Origin of the sequence: Psychrobacter sp. TB20-MNA-CIBAN-0197 (assembly GCF_040309765.1) — a bacterium.
Taxonomy (GTDB): Bacteria; Pseudomonadota; Gammaproteobacteria; order Pseudomonadales; family Moraxellaceae; genus Psychrobacter; species Psychrobacter submarinus.
In genome coordinates, this window is record NZ_JBEOPC010001072.1 from 1 (window position 1) to 251 (window position 251).

1 protein-coding gene is annotated in these 251 nt (G+C 62.5%); it reads left to right on the forward strand.

Annotated elements, in window-relative coordinates; translation table 11 throughout:
* The coding region (locus AAEY83_RS17200) for an FtsX-like permease family protein (RefSeq protein WP_351061097.1) at positions 1-251 on the forward strand (251 nt) is incomplete at both ends.

Genomic DNA, 251 nt, shown 5'->3' on the forward strand with positions numbered 1-251 from the left:
CTGCTGTTGCTGCTGATCGTCGCCGTCGCCGCGTTCAACATCATTTCCACGCTGGTGATGGTGGTGAACGACAAGAAGGGCGACATCGCCATTCTGCGCACCCTTGGCGCCACTCCGGGCACGATCATGCGCACGTTCATGGTTCAGGGCACAGTGATCGGCGTGGTCGGCACGGCGATTGGCGCGGTGGTCGGGATCCTCGCGGCACTGAATGTCAGTGCGGCCATTTCGGCGCTTGAAGGGCTGATCGG